The sequence below is a fragment of the Bacillus sp. LJBS06 genome (assembly GCF_016924995.1).
GTDB classification, from domain to species: domain Bacteria; phylum Bacillota; class Bacilli; order Bacillales; family Bacillaceae; genus Bacillus; species Bacillus stercoris.
This window is the reverse complement of the sequence record NZ_CP070483.1, coordinates 557934-578715: the sequence shown is the minus strand read 5'-3', so window position 1 is coordinate 578715 and position 20782 is coordinate 557934. Positions and strand designations below refer to the sequence as shown.

At 38.5% G+C, this 20782-nt stretch carries 17 protein-coding genes and 1 pseudogene; 3 read left to right on the top strand and 15 right to left on the bottom strand.

Features of this window, described 5'->3' with window-relative positions; translation table 11 throughout:
- Window positions 1-100: 100 nt before the first annotated feature.
- From JQX68_RS02970 to JQX68_RS02955, 4 genes are all read right to left on the bottom strand, one after another.
- Window positions 101-694 (bottom strand): YdeI/OmpD-associated family protein, encoded by a 594-nt coding sequence (locus tag JQX68_RS02970; RefSeq protein ID WP_134976390.1) that lies wholly within the window; start codon window positions 692-694, stop codon window positions 101-103.
- A gap of 175 nt (window positions 695-869) precedes the next feature.
- On the bottom strand, window positions 870-1238 hold the full coding sequence (locus JQX68_RS02965) for a hypothetical protein (RefSeq protein WP_069149014.1): 369 nt from the start codon (window positions 1236-1238) through the stop codon (window positions 870-872).
- 230 nt (window positions 1239-1468) lie between these two features.
- A complete protein-coding gene (locus JQX68_RS02960) occupies window positions 1469-2764 on the bottom strand; it encodes an MFS transporter (protein WP_134976388.1) in 1296 nt (431 codons plus the stop codon).
- A gap of 113 nt (window positions 2765-2877) precedes the next feature.
- The gene (locus JQX68_RS02955; protein ID WP_147772944.1) at window positions 2878-4266 is read right to left on the bottom strand and encodes an aminotransferase-like domain-containing protein; all 1389 of its coding nucleotides are present in this window, start codon (window positions 4264-4266) and stop codon (window positions 2878-2880) included.
- 225 nt (window positions 4267-4491) lie between these two features.
- On the opposite strand from JQX68_RS02955, the gene JQX68_RS02950 reads away from it, so the two are divergent.
- Window positions 4492-5364, top strand: coding sequence for an AraC family transcriptional regulator (locus tag JQX68_RS02950; protein WP_147772943.1), 873 nt, complete (start codon window positions 4492-4494; stop codon window positions 5362-5364).
- A 172-nt stretch (window positions 5365-5536) separates the two neighbouring features.
- Here JQX68_RS02950 and JQX68_RS02945 read toward each other — a convergent pair whose 3' ends face one another.
- Entirely contained in the window at window positions 5537-6463 is a 927-nt protein-coding gene (locus JQX68_RS02945) for a DMT family transporter (RefSeq protein ID WP_147772942.1), read from the bottom strand.
- A 113-nt stretch (window positions 6464-6576) separates the two neighbouring features.
- Here JQX68_RS02945 and JQX68_RS02940 point away from each other — a divergent pair.
- Together JQX68_RS02940 and JQX68_RS02935 are read left to right on the top strand one after the other, a co-directional pair.
- Window positions 6577-7457: pseudogene (locus JQX68_RS02940) on the top strand (AraC family transcriptional regulator).
- A 241-nt stretch (window positions 7458-7698) separates the two neighbouring features.
- Complete coding sequence (locus JQX68_RS02935) at window positions 7699-8583, top strand: DMT family transporter (protein WP_147772940.1); 885 nt, start codon at window positions 7699-7701, stop codon at window positions 8581-8583.
- 201 nt (window positions 8584-8784) lie between these two features.
- Here JQX68_RS02935 and cspC read toward each other — a convergent pair whose 3' ends face one another.
- From cspC to JQX68_RS02890, 10 genes are all read right to left on the bottom strand, one after another.
- Window positions 8785-8985, bottom strand: coding sequence for a cold shock protein CspC (gene cspC / locus JQX68_RS02930; protein ID WP_014662910.1), 201 nt, complete (start codon window positions 8983-8985; stop codon window positions 8785-8787).
- Window positions 8986-9391: 406 nt separating this feature from the next.
- Window positions 9392-9961 carry a class D sortase gene (locus JQX68_RS02925; protein ID WP_147772977.1) on the bottom strand — a complete coding sequence of 190 codons (570 nt, stop codon included), beginning with the start codon at window positions 9959-9961 and terminating at the stop codon, window positions 9392-9394.
- A 9-nt stretch (window positions 9962-9970) separates the two neighbouring features.
- Window positions 9971-14629, bottom strand: a complete 4659-nt coding sequence (locus JQX68_RS02920) for an isopeptide-forming domain-containing fimbrial protein (RefSeq protein ID WP_187248803.1) — start codon at window positions 14627-14629, stop codon at window positions 9971-9973.
- 524 nt (window positions 14630-15153) lie between these two features.
- Window positions 15154-15780: a LysE family translocator gene (locus JQX68_RS02915; protein ID WP_134976382.1), complete on the bottom strand. Its 627-nt coding sequence runs from the start codon at window positions 15778-15780 to the stop codon at window positions 15154-15156.
- 95 nt (window positions 15781-15875) lie between these two features.
- Entirely contained in the window at window positions 15876-16067 is a 192-nt protein-coding gene (locus JQX68_RS21670) for a 3-alpha domain-containing protein (RefSeq protein WP_240345556.1), read from the bottom strand.
- Complete coding sequence (locus JQX68_RS02910; RefSeq protein WP_240345555.1) at window positions 16045-16509, bottom strand: MOSC domain-containing protein; 465 nt, start codon at window positions 16507-16509, stop codon at window positions 16045-16047. The genes JQX68_RS21670 and JQX68_RS02910 overlap by 23 nt, the downstream gene beginning before the upstream one ends.
- Before the next feature lie 55 nt (window positions 16510-16564).
- The gene (locus JQX68_RS02905; RefSeq protein WP_014662904.1) at window positions 16565-17458 is read right to left on the bottom strand and encodes a LysR family transcriptional regulator; all 894 of its coding nucleotides are present in this window, start codon (window positions 17456-17458) and stop codon (window positions 16565-16567) included.
- Window positions 17459-17505: 47 nt separating this feature from the next.
- Entirely contained in the window at window positions 17506-18753 is a 1248-nt protein-coding gene (locus JQX68_RS02900) for a CynX/NimT family MFS transporter (RefSeq protein WP_205440531.1), read from the bottom strand.
- Window positions 18754-18878: 125 nt separating this feature from the next.
- Window positions 18879-19676, bottom strand: a complete 798-nt coding sequence (locus JQX68_RS02895) for a dihydrodipicolinate synthase family protein (protein WP_014662902.1) — start codon at window positions 19674-19676, stop codon at window positions 18879-18881.
- 463 nt (window positions 19677-20139) lie between these two features.
- Complete coding sequence (locus tag JQX68_RS02890; RefSeq protein WP_014662901.1) at window positions 20140-20760, bottom strand: type 1 glutamine amidotransferase family protein; 621 nt, start codon at window positions 20758-20760, stop codon at window positions 20140-20142.
- Window positions 20761-20782: the final 22 nt, after the last annotated feature.

Genomic DNA, 20782 nt, shown 5'->3' with positions numbered 1-20782 from the left:
CAAGCATCTTACTATGCTTGTTTTTCTTCTATAGAAACTATCCTATTAAGCTGCGTTTGCCTATATAGGCACTGTTTATCGTCGTTCGAATAGATCATTCCTAATCCTTTAATCCCTTTCCATCGAGAATTTTTTGCACATATTTTTCAACTCTTGATTCTCGGGTTTTGGATTGTTTGGCTTGAGAAAAATAAAGAGTGTATGCTCTTTGCCGTCCCGGGGTCAATGCTTCAAAAGCAGTTTTCAATTCAGGGATTTCATCGAATTTATTTTGAAGTTCTTCAGGAATGCACAATTCAATATTGTTGTTAACTTCCACCTTCAAACCCGCTTTTTCAACTTCAATGGCTTCTTGAATATAGGCTTTCAAAATGGTTTCCATCTCATTTATTTCCTGAACATTAGTAAACCGAATCTGGCGCGCCGCCTGTACATTCTCCGTTTGTCGAATGAGAATTCCGTGGGCATCCTGTAATAAGGCACCTTTGTGAAACAGAAGCGCACAATATTCTTTAAAACCGTGTATTAAAACGACATTTTTATTATTGTATGTGTAACAAGGATGCATCCACTTAAAATCTTCAGTCAGCTCACAGTCAAGAATGATGGCTCTCAACTTCTCAAATTCTTCCTTCCACTTTTTCGTTTTATTTAAAAAATCATCAACCTTCGGATTCGTTCTGCTATTTGTCATGAAGGAATTCCCCTCTTTCCAGGCATTTTTAGTTAAGGCTAATTGGTCCCTCGTGTTTTTGACATCTCGGTGTTTATTTTATTCTTCTATATGTTCCTGCTCTTATTATGTAATAGATTAAGCTGAAAGTGGAGATGATGCAACAACATAAAAAGAGAAGGCCCATATAGCCTTCTCACCTTGTTTTGTTCCCAATACATAAAGTCACTGCAACACTAGCTATACTGACTAAAGTGCCAGCAATAGAAACCATAATTGTCAAAAAGCCATTGGGAATAAGAAATCCAATCGGAATGAGCCCCAGAAAAGTGAAAACGATAAAACATTGGTATACCCCTGATATGATTCTTACAACCCCGTTATCGAAAAAAGACATGGCTAATGGCGGGATAAATAAAAATACAACGATCCCAATTGAGATTAATAAGATAATAGGCTGATCAAATGAAATGACGTGATCTCCAGGGGAGTCTTTGGCAGCCACTAAAACAGCAACGATGGACATCATTAATGTAACAAAAACAAGAGAAATTCTTTTTAACAACGTTATGACTCCTTCACCTAAAGCGAGTATTCCGGCCTTTTTTTAACGCCGATTACCATTTTATGTTACCTAATGAAAGATATGCATTCATATGTCACAGCGATAAGTCATATTTAGCAAAATGGCTTATTTAACTAGATTTAAAGAAAAAACTCATATTTGGTTAGAATATTAAACGACTCACAAACCTTTATCTAACAATATAACAAATTAATGGAATCTAAACAATCCTACACCTTAGCCGCCCTAGACCATACCACTACTGGAATAAGTAATAAGGACAAAATCCCTCCAGTAAGTGATAATGCGAGGAAACTTGAACCTGCCACAATCATTCCAGATAATGCTCCGCCAGCAGCTCCTGACAAGGCAATCAGAACATCCACTGTCCCCTGCGTTTTAGCTCGTGTGGCAGTATCAGTTGAATCTACAATAAGGGCAGTCCCGCTTATCAAGCCAAAATTCCACCCTAATCCAAGTAAAGAAAGAGCAATGATAAGAAAAACCATAGAATCACCTGGAGCAAATGCTGCTATTACACCTGACAGAAGAAGTGTCGTTCCAGAAGCAATCGCCATCGCAGTACGTCCCAGCTTATCAACAAGGGCACCTGTAACCAGTGAAGGGAGATACATAGCACCTATATGAAAACCAATAACAAGACCGACAGCACCCAAGCTATGCCCATGATGACTCATATGAACCGGTGTCATTGTCATAATAGCCACCATTACAATTTGAGTAAGAATCATAACGGTTGCCCCAACGATGATGCCTTTTTTGTTTTCTGTATGCTCAGCAGCCGCCACATGTCCTTTATTACCAGGCTCTACATTTGCCGCTTCTATTGTTCTTGCTATAACTAAAGGATCTGGACGAAGCATGATGAAAAGGACTGCACCTGCTAACATATATGCTGCTGCGGCTAAAATGAACGGACCAGCAAGTGAAGGAACACCAATAGAAAGAGCAAAATCACCCATCACATTCACTAAACTTGGACCCGCCACTGCACCAAATGTAGTAAAAACCATTGTCATACTAACAGCTGTCGCTCGCTGCTTATGATTTGCTAAGTCTGTACCTGCATAACGGGCTTGTAAATTTGTGGCTGTTCCTGCACCGTAAATAAGCAATGAAGCAAATAACAAGAAAATACTATTTAAAATTGCTGCCATCAACACTCCTATTGCTCCAAGTCCGCCAATCATAAAGCCAGCTGAAAGACCTGTGCGACGGCCGTAACGTTGAGAAAGCCTGCCAACAATGAATGCGGATCCTGCTGACCCTAAAGTAAATAAAGCAGAAGGCAGACCCGCAAACGCATCGGTGCCTAGCATTTGCTGTGCAATAAGCGCACCGACAGTCACCCCTGCCGCCAGCCCTGCACCGCCAAAAATTTGTGAGATACTCACAACGAATAATGTACGCTTGTATAACGATTTTTGTTTTTCTGGGGAATTGATGTAGCTTTGTAACGAAGCTGTATGGACGTCTATTGCTTTTACGCTGTCCTTGTCTGCCATATTCTGACCTTCCTTTCTAAAAGCCTAAATTTGTATAAACCTTCCTCTAGATGTGGATCATCATAACATGCACAAAAAAGCCATACAATGTCATAATTGTATGGCAAACAATATTAGGTAAGGCCGTCTAGCAAACGTTTTAAGATCATTAATCCTTGCTCAAGCTCTTCAAGTGTTTTCGGTGCACAGACAGAAACCCTTACAGCTCTTTCAGGACAACTATTTCCCACTACAAAACGTTCAGCCGCATACACTTGCACGCCATGTCGCGCAGCCAACTCTTCAAATTCGGCACCAGTCATTTTACCCGGTAACAACAACCAACGAAAAATGCCTGTTTCAATGCCTAAACATGTATATCCCGCAACATATCGGTTTACGAGTTGATTTCTGCGAATGGTTTGTTCACGATGACGCTCAATTAAGACTTCAAATTGATTTGATACAATCGTGCGAGCAGTAAGTTCAGCTAATAGCGGGGAAACGGTTATATTAAAATTATAAAGCGCCTTTGATATTGGCTCCTTATATTGCCTTGGCACTGCTACATAAGCCAAACGCAGGCCTGGCGCTAACGATTTTGATAAGCTTGCAATATGGATAACCTGTTGCGGTGCGAACGAGGCGAGTGCCGGAAGCGGATGTTTGTTAAGAAGATGGTACGATGCATCTTCAATAACAAACAGATTATATTTCTTTGCAATATCTGCAACCATTCTTCGATTCTCAACAGACATAAAGGAAGTCGTCGGATTATGATAATCCGGGATTAAATACAAGCCTTTAATATTTTCGTTTTTACACGCATATTCAAGTGACTCTGGACTCATTTCATCATTTTCTGATTTTATCGGTACGATTTGCACACTAAGCAATGATGCAACAGTTTTTAAGCCAGGGTACGTATGATGGTCAACACCGATGCGATCTCCAGGCTTACAAAGACTCGCCAATGTTGCAGCAATCGCATTTTGTCCTCCATTTGCAAATAAAATGTGCTCAACAGTTGTTTCAAACCCGCCTCTTTGGATGAGCTTTACAGCTGCATCCTTTTGCCAAAGGCTTTCACCTGCCCGGCCGTAGCTAAACCATTTTTCATAATCCTCCTCCTGAACCATGTTTTTCAGCTGGTGTAACAAGGGCTCATATGAAGCGTGATCTGGAAGTATTGCTCCCATTTCAATTAAATGTGTCGGCTTTGTATCCTCAAGTAAATACGCATTCGATAACGCATCATACGATACAAATGTGCCGCTCCCTACAGTCGCACTCAGCAGCCCCTTTAACTCACACACTTTAAACGCTTTGGAAATCGTACTCACATTTAAATCTAAATAATCGGCCAATTCTCGCTGCGGAGGAAGTTTTGTTCCAGGTAATAATACTCCGTTTATAATATCCTGTTCCAATTGCCCTGCAATTGCTTTATAAATAGGCTTTTCAGCTTTATCAATCGATGGCTTCCAGCTCATCGGATAGTTTTCAAAAGAATTGATAGGCATGATTCGCATCCTTTTTCCCTCAATTATAGGAATGTGCTGCTTATAAGACAATTATAACTTTCTTTTATTGATGCCTTTTGTGAACAGCATGCTTCAATAAAACCTGTACAAATACAAGTGAATCACTTACTTTATTTCATATAAGTCATCCTGCAAAACTGTGCACAGAATGTCGGATAGATACATTTCACTCCTGTTATTCTTTGGTTAAAGGAGGCCAAATAAATGGATTTGCTTAAAAGTATGAACAGGGCATTACAGTATATTGAAGAAAACCTCACTCATGATATTGATTTTAAAGAAGCAGCAAAGCTTGCTTTCTGCTCTGAATATCATTTTAAAAGGATGTTTTCCTTCCTTGCAGGTATTTCATTATCGGAATATATTCGTCGCAGACGACTTACTCTTGCAGCTTTTGAACTGAAAGACAGCCATGCAAAAGTGATTGATATCGCAATCAAGTACGGTTATAACTCACCAGATTCTTTTACACGGGCATTCCAAAACTTACATGGCGTAAACCCATCAAAAGCCAGGCTTAATGGCCATTCCCTTAAAGCTTATCCAAAAATGACCTTCCAATTATCAATCAAAGGAGGAAGTGAAATGAACTATCGCATTGAAGAAAAAGAGGTATTTCGCATTGTTGGGATTACAAAAAGAGTTCCTATTATTTTCAAAGGGATTCATCCGGAAATTGCAGCTATGTGGGAAAGTTTAGATGAAGAAGCAATAAGTGAACTAAAAGCGATTTCTAATGTAGCACCATTAGGGCTCATTAGCGCATCCACAAATTTTTCTGAAGGTCGGGCAGAGGAAAAAGGAGAACTTGATCATTATATTGGTGCAGCTACAACAAAGCAGTGTCCAAATCACCTCTCACAGCTAGAAGTTCCTGCCTCAACATGGGCGGTATTCGAAGCTATCGGATCATTTCCGGATACACTGCAAGAAGTGTGGGGACGCATTTATTCCGAATGGTTTCCATCGTCAAATTACGAACAAATAGAAGGCCCGGAAATACTGTGGAATGAGCATAAGGATGTAACATCACCATCATTTAAAAGTGAAATTTGGATACCAATTGCAAAAAAGTAATACTGTTTTCGATCAGGGAAGAGGCATTGAAGGTTCTTGAAGAAATCATACCAAGGGCGGCAATCCCCTTGGTATCCCTGATGCAGCCGAGAGGGCTCAAACTCCACCAGTGTTTTTCATTGCTGGACCGTTCAAGCCCTTATATATCCCGATTTGCATGATTCCTAATCTTTCATATCGACTTTTTACTCTGCATAGAAGTCTCTTTATTTAAAGCTAATATTAAGGTTATCCCAATAATACAGAAAGCACCGACCCATTGAAAAAAACCAAATGGCGCTTTTAACCAAACGACAGTTGTTACAACTGCTGATAGAGGCTCTAGACTGCCAAGCAGGCTTGTTTCTTTGGGAGAAAGGCTTTCCAAGCTTTTTATGAAGAACCAAAACGCAATCATTGTTCCAAATAATATCACGAATAAGATATATGCATACGCTTCAACGGGTAAACGCTGAAAATCCAGCTGCCATGGCGGGTGGATAAAGCTCAATGCAACACCGCCGATCATCATTGCCCACCCCACTACAACAAGAGAATCAAATTTATGTAATAAACCAACGGCATATAAAGTATAAAAAGCTGCCGCGAACCCTGATAAAACTCCCCATACTACTGCAGCTGCCGGCACTGAAAGTTGAGACGTTGACCCATTTGTTAACAAAAAGAAGCAACCCGCTAAAGCAAGTACAACAGTAATGCTATCTTGTTTAGTAAGAACAGTTTGTTTTCGCACAAGCGAGTAGATAATAACGATTACTGGGGATAAATATTGCAATAATGTAGCAACGGCAGCATTCCCGTGTTGAATGGATGCCATATATGTGTACTGCACAGCAAGCATTCCCAATAAGCCGAAAATAAGAAGCTGACCAGCTGACGCTTTGTTTTTCCAAACCCCAATAACCTGAGACCGGTCCTTTCTGAACAATTGAAGCATTAAAAGTAGCATTCCAGCCGTAAGCAAACGTGTCGTTACAAGCCAATTGACATCAATTTGATAGTCTTGAAAAAGTTTTTTAGCTACCGTGCCTCCAATTCCCCAACATGTAGCCCCTGTTATAACATAGAACAATCCCATTCCTCTTTTGGAAGTATCCATACATGACTCCTCACTAATAAATATAATAATAGTGTTATGATAAATGCATACCTTTATAAAAAATACTCAAATATAATAAAAAAATATAAATATATTGAGGTGGGGATGTCCGAATGAAGAATTTTGTGATCGATCAAAATTTAAAAGAATTAACAGAGCACCGGACGGTAGAATTACCAGTTGCCTGTTACCAGACAAGGATCAATCAAAATATAAATGGCTATATTCCGCTTCATTGGCATGATGAAATTCAATTTGTTTTGATACTAAAAGGGATAGCTGTCTTTCAAATAAATGAAGAAAAAATAGTGGTTAAAGAAGGGGATGGATTATTTATCAATAGTGGCTGCCTGCACATGGCAGAAGAAAAGGATGGCTCGGATTGTACGTATATTTGCTTAAATGTGTCACCCCATTTCGTTTTATCTCAAGAACTTTATTCAAGCTATGTTCAGCCCTATATGTTTTCAACCAATTTATCCTATTTATATTTGGACGGAAATCAACATTGGGCAAAAAACATTCTAGAAGCTGTAAAAAAATAAATCAATTGATTCAACAAAAGACATCACTTTATGAGATTGACATTACCATGCAATTAACGTTAATGTGGAAAAACCTGGTCATTAATGGCTTTCAATTGGAGTACGATCAATCTGAAATGATAAAAAGCCATCGAATGAAACAAATGTTAAATTGGATCCATCTCCATTTTGCTGAAAAAATCACATTAGAGGACATTGCAAAAGCTGGCCAACTGAGCCGTTCTGAATGCTGCCGTTATTTTAAACGAATGCTGAATCAAACGCCATTACGTTATGTAATGAATTATCGAATTCAAAAAAGCTTATTATTACTGCAGCACCCTGACTCCAATGTGACAGAAGTGTCTTATCAAGTTGGATTTAACAGTACCAGTTATTTTATAAGTAAATTTCAACAAGCGATGAAAATGACACCATTAACATACAAAAAAATTCATACGAAGCATTAATTTATAAAGTTTAGAAATGGGGTTCCTGTTAATGGTACCCTTTAAAGTGTTTACGGTTTTAAAAACGGCATTGTATAATGAGAAACAACTTAAAAATCGAGGTGATATCAACATGTTTTTAGCTCCACTATTTGAAAATGATGTTCCAGTAGCACTTCTCCGCCCTTAATGGAGTAAAGTGACTACTTCTCTCCGTTAGGGCATGTAATGACCTAATTTTAAATACGGAGGGAACAAAAAAATGAAAAATACCTTGTTAGGTTCTATATATTTAGCTTTAGCCGCTAGTATCTGGGGTGGCATGTATGTTGTGGTTAAGGTTGTTGTCGCAGTGATTCCGCCTTTTGAATTGGTTTGGATGAGGTACGTCATCGCCATCCTTGCACTTCTAATCATTGGTTTCATAAAGAGACAATCTTGGAAAATTCATAAACGCGACCTTTTATTAATAATTGCCATTGGAATTGTTGGCAACACGATTTCAATTGTTACACAAGAATATGGAACGATGTTGTCTTCAGCACAAATGGGAGCAATTATTACGTCTTCAACACCAGCGTTTATGGTTATATTCGCTCGTCTATTACTCAAGGAACCATTGACTATCAAAAAAGGAATCTCAATTATTTTAGCGACCATAGGTGTATTATGTATTGTGGGAAACGGACATATTGATACATCTCATCAGCTTGGCGGTATTTCTCTGCTTGTTGCAGCACTTACATGGGCACTTATGTCAGTGCTGATCAAACGCGTTCCAAGCAGTTATTCACCTATACTTGTTACAACGTATTCAACTTTTGTTGCCATTGTGGCGCTAACTCCTTTTGTAAAACCTAGCACCATGTTTACGTCACAACTGCTTGACCCTAAAATTCTAGGTGGTCTTCTGTATTTGGGAATTGTTTCAACAGCTTGTGCCTTTTTATTGTGGAATCTCGGGTTACAGCTATTAAACGCTTCAAGTGGAGGCCTCTTTTTCTTTTTTCAGCCTCTGGTTGGAACATTACTTGGGTGGCTTCTGCTGGGAGAACAAATAGGCGGGACATTTTGGATAGGTTCGTTTTTAATTCTTAGCGGTGTTTTATTAGTGATTAAAGAGAAAGAAAAACAAGTGAATTCATAACCAAAAAAAGCAGACTATTTTATATAGTTTGCTTTTGGTTTCTTTCCCCCTATTTCTTCAACTTTGAAGTTTTACCTCTTCTATTACCTTGTACCATCTCCCTACTCGAACGTTGAGCAAGTTTTTTATTGATTATTTTACAGAGAACATAAAAAAAAACAGGCCCTCTATAAAGAGCCTGTTTGTATAAACGATTGAAGATTAAGCTTTTTGAACGTTAGCAGCTTGAGCTCCACGAGCACCTTGCTCAACGTCAAAAGTTACTTTTTGACCTTCGTCTAAAGATTTGAATCCGTCACTTTGGATTGCAGAAAAGTGTACGAATACGTCGTCTCCATTATCGCGTTCGATAAAGCCAAAACCTTTTTCTGCATTAAACCATTTAACTGTACCTTGTTCCATTTTTGTTGCCTCCTAGTGTGTAACCACACATTGTGTTACTATCCTTGCCCAAGTAACATCAAGACGAAAAGTCAATCTTCATACTATCCTTTACACCGAACAAAAATAATTCTTCTTTATTATATCAAGAGTCGGAAATAACTGCAAATTAATATTGACAGCATTATTTGTTAAACTTGACTCAAATCATCTTTCTTGGCTTTATTAGGACATTCACCCCATGCGCAATATGGTGTTCTAGCCCTCTTTATTTTTGGCACTCAAAAATCATTCCATATGTTACATTAGTTCGTTGCGACAGGCTTTTGTCTTCATTTATCGGAGAGACTTTTGCTATACACTGCCTAATGATAAAAAGGCTGACGAACAATTTTCGTCAGCCTAATCTTTGATATTCCAGATTTTCTCAAATCTGTTTTCCATAAATAATATATCGTTTCGGTGCATTGCCGATATACGAAAATGGATAACACGTAGTTAGAATGAGCTCCTCTTTGTTATGCTGCAGCGTAATAATGGAAGTATCATTTTTATCGACAATTTTCATGTTCTCAATCTTATACTGAAAACTTCCATATGGCAGCAGAATCTTTAATTGATCACCTTTTTTTAGTTCCCCTGTCCGGCGAAAGACGGTATCCCGATGTCCCGATAACACAATTTGTCCGTTTTCATTTGGATAATAACTTTCCTTGTAGTGCCCGACGCCCTTTTCCAAATCATCTGCGTCTGTACCCTCTACAATCGGAAGTTCTGCGTTTATTTTAGGAATCTCAAGAACACCGACAGCTTCCCCGACCTTGGGTTTAAAAGTGTCCTTCTCCTTGCTTTTTTTGGTTTCAGGATGCCCTGCTTCCAGCTTGGCTTCTTCTAAAGCTTCAGCTGTCTTTTGATTGGTATCCACCACTTTCCAGCCCCCATACCCTATGAAAATGAGTCCGGCAGCTATGATGAACAAAGGAAACGCTTTTTTTATGATTTGCATTTAGGCATTTCTTTTCCTTCTAAAATACCAGAGGGCAGATCCAATTAACAATAATCCAAAACCAAAAAGAAGAATATTATAATGATTTGTCGCCGTATCTGGAAGCTCTTTTCCGGCATTGGTCTTTTCACCTGTTTTTTCTGGCGTTGGTTTGCTTGGCTTAGCAGGTTCATTTGGTTTCTCAGAGCCTTTCGATACAACATTCATTTCTGCTTTTGGCTTATCAGGATTATCAATACCGCTGCCATTTACAGTTGCCACGTTTGTAATCGTTTTGCCTGCAAATCCCGACTCGATTTTTGCTTGGAATGTTACAGTCCGCCACTCAGTGTCAGTGACATCGCCAAAGTTAGCAGTAACCTTGCCATCCTTGAACGTTGCTTCTCCGCCGTTGCTCGCTTTCAAGCTGCCCTCGACATACTTCAATCCGGCTGGAAGATCATCTAAAATCACCAGATTTTCCACTTTACCGTCGGATACTGTATTTCGGGTTTTAATGGTGTAGACTACCGTATCCCCTGCTTCATACTTTTCCTTATCTGCATCCAAGTTCTTCACTGTTTTTTCAGATTCTAAAACAGGATTTCGCGGATATACCTTCACTTCATGGCTCGGTTTGTCAGGGGTCTTGATATTGTCACTGCTGATGTTTGCAGTGTTAACGATATCTTTACCTGCTTGACCAGACTTCACTTTTGCTTCAAATGTTACAGAGTGCCATTTCGTATCGGTCACATTGCCAAACTCTCCTGACGTCTTACCGTCGGCATAATATCCATGATCATCGTCTTGATCATCACTTACTGCTGTACCATCCACTTTCAATGTTCCTGCAACATATTCTAATCCTTCCGGAAGAGAATCCGAGATGACAAGATTTTTGACAAGGCTGTCATCAAACGTGTTCCGGGTTTGAATTGTGTAAAGAAGCGTGTCGCCAGATTCCGGATGGTCCTCATCTTTATTTCCATCAGCTTTTTCCTTAATGGAGGCTGTTTTCTTTGATTCCAGCTTAGGATCTTTCGGATCCACTTTGATGTCTGTTCCTGGTTTATCTGGTGTGTCGATGTTGCCGCCGTCAACGGTTGCCACGTTTTTAATCGTTTTTTCCGCATATCCGGACTCAATTTTCGCTTGGAATGTCACAGTACGCCACTCAGTATCAGTCACGTCACCAAAGTTAGCTGTGATTTTGCCGTCCTTGATGGTTGCTTCTCCACCGTTACTCGCTTTCAAGCTGCCTTCGACATACTTCAATCCGGCTGGAAGTTTATCTGAGATAACAAGATCAGTTACTTTACTGTCTGCTACTGTATTTCTTGTTTTGATCGTGTAAACAACCGTATCTCCCGCTTCATATTTACCTTTGTCTGAATCGAAATTTTTTACTGACTTTTCTGATTTCAAAACTGGATCTTTCGGAGAAACCTTGACCTCTTGGCTTGGTGTATCCGGTTTATCAGTATTGTCACCGCTAATGCTAGCCGTATTGACAATATTTTTGTCTGCTTGACCTGATTTTACTTTCGCTTCAAAGGTAACAGTATGCCATTCCGTATCAGTCACATCGCCAAACTGGCCTGATACTTTGTCGTCTGTCACGTCACCTTTATCATCATCACGGGCATCACTGACTTCTTTATTATCTACTTTTAGTGTGCCAGGAACATATTCTAAGCCTGCCGGCAGTTTATCTGTGATGACAAGATCAGTTACTTTACTGTCCTTAACTGTATTTCTTGTTTTGATCGTGTAAACAACCGTATCTCCTACTTCATACTTCTCTTTATCGGAATCCAGATTCTTTGCTGTCTTTTCTGACTCTAACACTGGATTTCTTGGAGAAACTTTAACTTCATGGCTTGGTTTGTCTGGTTTATCAACATTGTCACCTGTGACGCTGGCAGTATTCACAATTTTCTGATCAGTTTGCCCAGCTTTCACTTTCACTTCAAAGGTAACAGTATGCCATTCTGTATCAGTCACATCACCAATTTGACCCGACACTTTGCCGTCTGTCATATTACCTTTATCATCATCTTGGGCGTCGCTGACGGCTTTATTGTCTACTTTTAGAGTTCCAGAAACATATTCTAGTCCCTCTGGAAGTTCATCTGAGATGACAAGGTTTTTCACCAGACTATCCTCAACTATGTTTCTTGTCTGGATTGTATAAAGAAGGGTATCTCCCACTTGTATCTGATTCTCTTCTTTATTGCCCTCTGCTTTTGCTTGAATACTCGATGTTTTCTTTGACTCTAAGTCAGGGTTCCTAGGGTAAATTGCGACTTCATGATTCGGCTTATCCGGAGTCTCGAGATTACTGCCGGTAACACTAGCCGTATTTTGAATTGTTTCGCCAGCTTGGCCAGCTTTCACTTTCGCTTCAAATGTAACTGTATGCCATTCTGTATCAGTCACATCACCAATTTGACCTGACACTTTGCCGTCTGTCATATCGCCTTTATCATCATCTTGGGCGTCGCTGACTGCTGTGCCGTCTACTTTTAAAGAACCCGAAACGTATTCTAATCCATCCGGAAGTTTATCTGAAATGACGAGATCTTTCAGCAGACTGTCCTCGATTGTGTTTCTCGTTTCGATTGTATAAAGAAGGGTATCTCCTACTTCTGGATGTTTCTCATCTTTATTGCCCTCTGCTTTTTCCTGAAGACTTGCGGTTTTCTTCGATTCTACATCCGGCTTTCTTGGATAAATCTCAGTATCATTGCTTGGCTTATCTGGTGTCTCGATGTTACTGCCAGAAACGGTAGCCGTGTTCTTAATCGTTTCACCAGCTTGACCAGCTTTTACTTTCACCTCAAAGGTAACGTTATGCCATTCTGTATCAGTCACATCGCCAATTTGGCCTGACACTTTGCCATCTGTTACGTCACCTTTGTCATCGTCTTGGTCATCGCTGACTGCTGTACCGTCTACTTTCAGAGTGCCTGGAACATATTCCAATCCATCTGGTATCGCATCTGAGATTGTAAGAGCTTTTACCTCACTGTCTTCTTCTGTATTTCGTGTTTGTATTGTGTAAAGAAGCGTGTCTCCTACTTCTGGGTGATCAGGATATTTGTTTCCTTCCACTTTTTCCTTAATTGCTGCTGTTTTCTTTGATTCTAAAGCAGGGTTCCTAGGATAAACTTTAACTTCATTATTTGGCTTATCCGGTGTTTGGATATTATCTCCTGAAATGCTTGCCGTATTGATAATATCCTTTCCTGCCTGACCAGGCTTCACTTTCACTTCAAAGGTCACATTGTGCCACTCAGTATCGGTTACATTACCAATCTGTCCTGACACTTTGCCATCAGTATATTGTCCTTTGTCGTTATCCTGATCATCACTGACAGAGGCACCGTCTACTTTTAGTGAGCCCGGAACATAGTCTAAGCCTTCCGGCACCGTATCCGAAATGGCAAGGTTTTTCACTTGACTGTCTTCAACAGTATTTCGGGTTTGAATCGTGTAAAGAAGGGTATCTCCCACTTCTGGGTGATCTGCATCTTGGTTTCCTTCCGCTTTTGCCTTAATAGCAGAGGTTTTCTTTGATTCAAGTACAGGATCTTTAAAAACAACCGGAGTTGTTACTTCGTTTGATTCGGTTTTTTTGCTTGTATTCGTTAATAAACTGTCATAGTTTATTTGCGCTTTGTTAGAAATTTCCTTACCGACATAACCTGTCTTGGCTTTCACTTTAAACTGTACAGTCATCCCATTAGGCAAGTTGTTCGTGTTAGGTAAATCTCCTAATGTAATATTTACTTTATTGCCATCGAAATTGCCTCCATCACCATCGGATGCATCAGTTAAATTCTTTGTTGTCGAACCGTTAATTAATTTTAATGATCCAGGAACATATTCAGTTCCCTCTGGAATTGCATCGGAAAAGCTTGCATCAGCAGCAACGTCTCCGCCTTCGTTTTTGATTTGAACCGCGTATGTAAGCTCATCCCCGGGTTGTACCTCTCCCTGTGGTGAAACTGTCTTATTTGCAGTCACACATGGTTCTGTTCCAAGGAAAATATCATCCAAAAAGTTGCCGGCTCCTATATTTCCAGACGCTGTACTTACAGCTTCAAAACCGAATCGTGTTGTCGTTTGGCCTGCTGGGACAGTATAAGAACCTGTATGAGTTCCCCATGCAGTTCTTCCATCAGAAAATTGTTTTTGAACCACCGTACTGTATGGATTGCTAGTAGCTGCCCCAATACGAACCTGCATGGTGTCAACACCTTGTCGTCCCATATGGGATAAACGCCAATAAATCGTTTGTCCAGGCGTTGTTTTCACGTCTTGATACAACATGCCATTTTCAAAAGCGTTTAATTCAGCCCAGCGATTGCCATCCGGAGGTGCTGGCCAATTTTTCACAACAGCCGGAATATTCTGTGCATAGTTCCATATTTCAATTGCCTTATCAGTAGTTTTCCAACCAGGAACTTCAGACTCATAGTAATAAAGACCCGAACCATCATATGCAGATCCTCTTGCAGCACCTTGTTCAAAGCTTCCGTTAATCAACGCAACAGGAGCTGGGCAAGTAGTATCTGCACTTTGAGTTACCTCTGTATTATCTTCAGCATGAATATGATTCGGCAAAACAGTCAACACATTGCCAGCAACCAATAACAAGATTGCAAAAATCATTAGGGTTTTCCTAAGATTCAGTATGTAAGATTTAGGCACAAAGCCCTTTCTCATAAACTCTCACTCCCAATATTTAATTTTTTTATGAAACTACCTCCCGATAAATTTGCATTAATCGGAATATTCGTTCTTTATATGACCTCCTCTCGAATTAAATATATATAACAAATACACCTTTTACAAGGTGACAAAATATTCATATATTTGACACAAAATAAGGTTACATTACAAAAAACATCAAGTATTTGTCGTAATTTGCAAAGGGTATTTAGTACTTTTTTGTTTTAATTTTCTTGAATTCCTAGTTATAAGCGTTTTGTGCATATAACTCTCATATGTGCCAAATCGTGCTTGTTAAAAAGCAGGGGTAAGAAGAAGAACATGCCATTGCTTCAACATCATCAATATAGAGAAATTTGATTACTCTGATGCAAAAACCAAAAAAAGATACCATATAGTTTGGTATCTTTTTTAGTAGTTCAAGTCCCTCAATATTGTAAAAGAATCATACCTTTTCCAAAAAATTATTTATGACTAACCATCAACTTACAGCCAAGAGCAATAAATACTGTTCCAGATACTTTATTGAGAATATGATTGAATCTTTTGTTGTCTTTAAGTGTTTTTGTAGCAATCGTTGAAAAATACGTTACTAAGATGTACCACACTAAGGCTATAACGGCGAAGATGCTTCCTAAAATAAGAAATGACAATGACACAGTCGACCCTGATGTTGATGCAAACTGAGGCAAAAACGATAAATAGAACAGAATGTTTTTAGGGTTAGCGATATTTGTAATAACCCCCTGGATATAATGTTTTTTAAGCGTCTCATTAGCTGTATCCTTTAAAGTTATTCCGTCACTTTTCTTAAGAAGTGCTTTCATTCCAATGTAGATCAAATATAGCCCACCTACTATTTTTATAGCAGTAAACAGAACAACCGACTTCGCTAAGATAATGGATAATCCGACAGTAGCAAGTATTGTGTGAACAAAAGCGCCGGAAGCAATTCCAGCAGATGCAGCAAAACCACTAGCTCTGCCGTTCGAGATGCTTCTGCTTAATACAAACACAGCGTCTATGCCAGGAGCAGCTATAAAAACAAATGATGACAATACAAACAAAAAAAGATCATGAATTCCAAACATAAATTTCAACTCCTAAAATTCCACATTTTATCTAGCAAATTTCAATAACTAAATGTCAATGAACCAACTTTTTTGCACAACTCCATGCTAAAAACTCACAACAGTTTTAAAAATCGTTTCCGCCAATCCTCTGCGAGAGCATCGATTTTCAATATTTGTTCAACTGATTTTTTATCCTCTTTTTGATGAAACAGAACTTGCGTGGCAGAAAGTACAGATATGTCACATGGGTCCTTTTCAACAAGCTCTATGTCTGAATGAGACTCAATCGTCCCTTCTTGTAGCACCCGAAAAAAAATAACCGGTTAGACATGTTTCAACCACTTTCTTCAGAAAATCTCTCTCTTCATTGTATTTCGATATAGTTGCACATGGCACTCTTCCTTGTGTTACTTGAATGACGGTACCACCTATTCTATACACATCACCTATACAAACCTGTTCTTCCAACATGCCTATTGCAGTAATGTTTTCTCCAAAAATAGGCGGAGTCATTTTTTTGTTAAACATTCGTTCCCAATACGCATAATGCTCAAATGGATATAAACATACTGCTCGATCAACGCCGCCGTGAAATTTGTGGTTTGAAACATCATCACCAACAATGCCGGCTTTTTTCAGCTCAATAGATGATACAGTCGACTTACCTATCGCGGACATTTCTTTTCGATGATTCCAATCATATTCCTTAGGTTTTCCAACAGCTAAATGAATGATTTGTCTATTCATGATACCCCTTCAATCGCCATGAGTTAGTTTGTCCAGTATTCAATCAAGGTTTCCACTAATTATTTGACTTACATACAGTCTCTTTAAGGGCACTAATAAAAGCATGGGTTGCAGCACTCAAATATTTATCTTTTCTATAAACAACTCCAATTTCACGAGAAAGATTAGGTTTTAAAATTGGAATGATTCTTGTATGAGGGTGATTAAGGTACTCTAAATAAGGTTTAGGAAGGATTGTTACTCCTACCCCTTTCAAAACCATATTGATTAAAGACTGCATGGTTGTAATTTCAAAAATCGGCTTCGGAAGGAATCCTAAGTCTTTACAAGCTTCATCTATAAGATTCCTAATAAAATACTGTTGAGGGAGTAAAATTGAGGGTGTTGTCTTTAACACCTCTACATCTAACATATCCTGATTCTCTAACGGGTGACCTTCAGGCACTGCAAAAGCCATTTCTTCTGTGGATAAAGAAATTGATTCTAATTCATCGCCTTTCATGGGCAAGAATACAATTCCCAAATCCAACTTATTTTCTATGAGTTGTTTGTGAATGTCCCCAGTTCGCAGCCCAAAAACGGATACCTTCACACCAGGGTATTTTTGATGAAAACTCAGTAAAGTAGGCGTGATCAGGTAATCCTCGACTGTCAGCAAAGTGCCAACCAAAATTGTCCCTCTTTGAAGTCCATTTAATTCATCTATTGAGGTCTTAGCCTGTTCTACCTCATAAAAAATTTTGCGAGTATACTGTAAGAGAAGCTTTCCTGATTCAGTAAGTGCTGTTTTTTTACCAATACGATCAAATAAAGGAGTGCCAATTTCATGTTCTAATAGCTTAATTTGTTGACTTAAAGAAGGCTGAGAAATTCCTACTTTTTCAGCTGCTCTTGTAAAATGAAGTTCTTGGCATACTGCATAGAAATATTCAAGTTGTTTTAATTCCATCTCGCGCCTCCTTTAGGAAATGAATAGTACTTTATAGTCTGTCTCTATTAGATTGACTTTAAACTCGAGCCCTTGATTGGCACATATTCGTTTTTCGCTGCCCCTATTCCCGAGATCAAAACAATAGCTGAAGTAAAAACTAACATACATAAAGGAGCCGTCCAACTATGTGTAACGTCATGTAACCAACCAAATAAAACAGGCCCTATTGCAGACAGAAGATAACCTAAAGATTGAGCCATACCTGAAAGTTCAGCTGCCTCGTTCGCATTTTGAGTACGCAGGCTAAAGAACATCATAGCTAAACTAAATGCACATCCAATTCCGATTCCAATTATGATCATCCATAAAGGCATAAGAAGTGTATCCCCATACATGATGGCAACAAACCCAAAAATTAACAGAGAAGCAGCTGCAGCTACTAATAACCGCTGGCTTTTTAAACGTCCAGCTAAAATAGAAACGAGAAATGTTACAGGAAGCATAGCAAGTTGCATTAAAGACAACGTCCAGCCAGCTTCATGAGTGTTCACCCCTTTTTCTTCAAGAATTTCAGGTATCCATGTAATCACTGTGTAGAAAATGAAAGATTGAAAACCCATAAATAACGTCACATTCCACGCTAGCCTAGAACGCCATAAGCTGATGGATTTCACTTCCTCTCCAGTATTTTCAACCTGAACAGACTTTTGTTGATATTGCAGTTGTGGCAGCCAAATAAAAATGGTGAGCAGAGATAAAAGTCCCCAACATCCAAGGGCCCCTGACCATCCCAAACCTAAAGATGACGAAATCGGAATACTTATACCGGAGCCAACAGCTCCAAATAAATTCATAGATACTGCATAAAGTCCTGTCATCATACCTATTTGTTTCATAAAATGATATTTGATAAGACTGGGTAATAAAACATTGCCAATGGCAATTGATGATCCGATTAAAATCGTTCCTATAAATAATGTTTCTTTTCCAACAAACGAACGTATTCCAATCCCAATTGTTAATATCACTAAGGACATCAATAGGGTTAACTCCATACCAAAACGCCGAGCTAAATGAGAAGCAAAAGGGGATAAAAATGCAAAAGCAAGTAAAGGTATTGTGGTTATGACTCCTGCCAGTGCATTAGAAATCCCCAAGTCATCACGAATTGCAGCTATTAGCGGACCAACCGATGTTAGTGAGGCTCTGAGATTTGCGCCAATTAGGATGATACCTATGATAAGCCATCCTATTCTAGGCTTTAAATCCAATCGCGATTGTCCTCCGTAATTTGTTAATTGTGAATTACCCATGATCAATATTGCCCCTCCGTATCACGCAATGACACCATTAAGTTTCAGAATGTTTACTGTTTCAACAGCATTTGTGTTTATCTGTAATTACGGCAGTGAAATCGTCACTGGTTTGATTCTTACAATTAATTGATCGGAGAACGACATGGCCCTACTTTTATTCCCAACGAGTTATAGTGGTTCTTTATATTCATTATTGCTTGACCGCTTGTAACTTCAATAATGATATCGTTTAATTTCCTAAGATCAACTGGTTGATTCAACATTAATTGATGAAATAGTTGTTTAATCTCCTTTGGATATACATTCCCAACCATACTGGACAGCCCATTACAGCCATTAAATATTTTTTCCGGAAGATTGACATCACCACCAGCAAACATCACAAAGTCATCCGGTAGTTTTGTACTTGAATGACGTTTGGCATCGCTCTCTTCTTTAAGTCCTACAAGATTTGAATGTTTTTGATTGATAAGCGTTTCAAATGATTCAGCACTTAGCTCAAATCCTGTTCTAAAAGGATTATTGTAAAGCACTACATGTTTAGTTGTGTGTTGCAGCAACTCATTCATATAGCTAATAGCCTGTTTTTGAGTTGGTTGAATATAAGGTGGGAACTGAATCAAAATGGCGTCAAAGACAGAGTCTTCAAGCTCCTTAATGAGTGTTATTGCATCTTTGGTTCTTGTTGCTGATACACCAAACATAAGCTCAACATTTTTGAATTGTTTTTGATTAAAATAATGAATAATCTGGATTCGCTCTTCAATGCTCATTGAATTTTGTTCACCAGTAGTAGCAGATACAAGAACAGAATCAATCCCATTTTCTTTTAAATAGTCCAGAATGTCATTAAAACCTTCTACAAATAAACTCTCGTCATTATGAAATGGAGTTGGAATAGCAACATTAAAATTTTTCATACAATACCTCCGTGGTTTTATTCGGAATTAGCATTTAACAATTGTCTTATACCTTGATGCTTTCTCACAAAGTCAATTTTCAATAAAAGTATAGGTCAGCCTAACTTATAATACAATTCAATTATTTATATAGAAATGATAGGTACGGCCTATCGTTTATAATCAAAAAAATAAAGTTAAACCGACTAAATTGTTAAAAACCGCATTGAATTCACAGGACATCATTTTATAGACAGAAAAAAAAGAGGAGCAAACACATGGTTTACTCCTCTCATTACATTTGGCTTCTTCTTATGGTGTTTTCTTTCATAAGCTAAGACGATCCCATTCAAAAACTGCAAAAGACACCGGTGTAAGACCAATTAACATGATTTCCAACAACACATGCCGTCCTTTTAATAATCATTTATAAATAAAATGGAAACCCCTATTGTCTAGGAGCTCCCTTATTATATTAAAGCCCCTATTCAGGAAAATCATTTCCCGCAGATGAATCAACAAATGGATTTCCATATTTATCACAAAAATTATAAAAACCATAACGATTCATATACATCATTTTCTCTATGTTCTCAGGAGTATCAAAATCAATCATCTCTAAAATCAAACTAGTAAATTCAATAGGGGCGGTTCCATTTGCGGTAACCAAATTTTTATCTCTTACTGCTTGTTTCTCTACAAAACTGCTAATCGGTTTATATTGTTCATAATCCTTCCATAAGAAAACTAAATTACCTGTATGGCTATGATTATTCAGCAAACCATTCTTCGCCAAAAAATCCACTGCACCGCATATCGCTGCTATTGGAATGTCTTTTTGAAATGCAGTTTTTACGAAATGTAAAAGTTTTTTATTATCATTACTCCAAGAATCTCCGCCAATCATAACTAGTAAATGAAAATTCGCAGGTTCTAACCCAATTATGTAATCGACAGATGTTTTAAAACCACCTATAGAACTGACAATAGGGTCTAAAGAAACAGTATGAACCGACCAATCTTCTCTTTGATTTAATGCTGATGCTAAGTAAGCACCTTCCCAATCTGCATACTTGTCTAATATAAGAAATAACGCCTTTTTCATAACTATGTACCGCCTTAGATTA